The sequence below is a fragment of the Nocardia carnea genome (assembly GCF_029869215.1).
Lineage (GTDB): Bacteria > Actinomycetota > Actinomycetes > Mycobacteriales > Mycobacteriaceae > Nocardia > Nocardia carnea_B.
On the sequence record NZ_JARWPM010000006.1, the window covers coordinates 1 to 1,785 of the forward strand.

Genomic DNA, 1,785 nt, shown 5'->3' on the forward strand with positions numbered 1-1,785 from the left:
GGACAGCACCACCGCGATCACCACCAGTTGTTCTCGGCCGGCAAGGAGGTAGCAGATCAGGGCTATCGCCGCAGCGGCGCCGGGGGCGGGCGGCCCCCCCCCCCGGGGCGGGGGCGGGCCCCCGCCGGGGCCCCGCCCCCCCCCCCCCCCCCCCCCGGGGGGCCGCCCCCCCCCCCCCCCCCCCCCCCCCCCCACGACAATCACTGCACCCCGTCACCGGGGGCGGTTGCTCAGTCCGGCTTTCCGCCGGTCTCGCGTTCGCCCGCGTCGGCTTCGGACCCGGTGGACCCCAGCAACTGCTCGAGGGCCGGGCGGCCGATCCGGCGGAAGGCACGGCGGGGACGGGCCCGCTCCAGGGTGGCGACCTCGAGCGAACCGAAGCCCAGGGTCCGTTTCTCCTTGTCCGTGCCCTCGGTCGCCTGCAGGGCCTCCACCGCGATCCGGATGGCTCCCGTGAGGTCCAGACCCGGCCGATAGGACTCCTTCAGCGCCGCGACGATCGGTTCGGTCGTGCCGCCCATCACCACGAATTCGCGCTCGTCGACGATCGAACCGTCGAAGGTGATCCGGTAGAGCACCGACTCCGGTTCCTGCTCCGGATAGCTCACCTCGGCGACGCAGATCTCCACCTCGTAGGGTTTGAGCTGGTCGGTGAAGATGGAGCCGAGTGCCTGCGCGTAGGCGTTGGCCAGGGCGCGGCCGCTGACATCGCGGCGGTCGTACTGGTAGCCCCGCAGATCGGCCTGCAGGATTCCGGCGCGGCGCAGGCTTTCGAATTCGTTGTACTTGCCGACCGCGGCGAAACCGGTGCGGTCGTACAGCTCGCTCACCTTGTGCAGTGTGGCCGACGGGTTCTCCGCGACGAAGACGACACCCTCATCGTAGGCGAGTACGACAACACTGCGGCCGCGGCCGATACCTTTGCGCGCAAGTTCGGTCTTGTCGCGCATGATCTGTTCGGCGGACGCATACAGCGGCAGGGTCATGCCCGTGCGCTCCCTTCCTCGGCGGCCTCGCGGTCGGCGGCGATACCGCGGGCGATCTCTTCCAGCCGGGATTCGGCCACCTCGACCGCGCCGTCGGCATCGATGAGGATCGCCGTGGGATAGATCCCGCGCAGCAGATCGGGCCCGCCGGTGGCGGTGTCGTCGTCGGAGGCGTCCACCAGGGATTCGATCGCGATCCGCAACGCCCGGTCGGCGTCGATTCCCTTGCTGTACAGCTTCTTCAGCGAGGTGCGGGCGAACATGGAACCGGAGCCGACGGCGGTGAAACCGAAGCGCTCCTCGCTGCGCCCGCCGACCACGTCGTAGGAGACGATGCGCCCGGCGCGGTCGGGATCCGTGGCCTGCTGATCGAAACCGACCAGCAGCGGCACCACGGCCAGCCCCTGCATGGCGGCCGGCAGATTGTCGCGCACCATCTTCGAGAGCTTGTTGGCCTTACCGTCGAAGGTGAGCGACACACCCTCGATCTTCTCGTAGTGCTCGAGCTCCACCGCGAACAAGCGCACCAGTTCGATGGCCATGCCCACGGTCCCGGCGATACCGGTCGCCGAGTAGGTATCGGTGATATGGACCTTCTCCACATCGCGGCCCGCCAGCAGGTTGCCCTGGGTGGAGCGCCGGTCGCCGGCGATCAGGACCCCGCCGCGATAGGACACCGCGACCACGGTCGTCCCGTGCGGCGCGATATCCCCCGCGGCACCCGGGGGGGGGGGGGGGGGGGGGGGGGGGGGGGGGGGGGGGGGGGGGGGTGTTGTGTGGGGAGCGGGGGGGGGGGGGG

At 71.0% G+C, this 1,785-nt stretch carries 2 protein-coding genes; both read right to left on the reverse strand.

Translation table 11 applies throughout. The annotated features are described in order from the left end of the window. Window positions 1–230: 230 nt before the first annotated feature. Window positions 231–986: a proteasome subunit alpha gene (prcA, locus tag QH276_RS00085; protein ID WP_280396977.1), complete on the reverse strand. Its 756-nt coding sequence runs from the start codon at window positions 984–986 to the stop codon at window positions 231–233. Beyond that, window positions 983–1,785: proteasome subunit beta (prcB, locus tag QH276_RS00090; protein ID WP_432278776.1), on the reverse strand; the 803-nt coding region annotated here is incomplete at its 5' end. The genes prcB and prcA, both read right to left, overlap by 4 nt.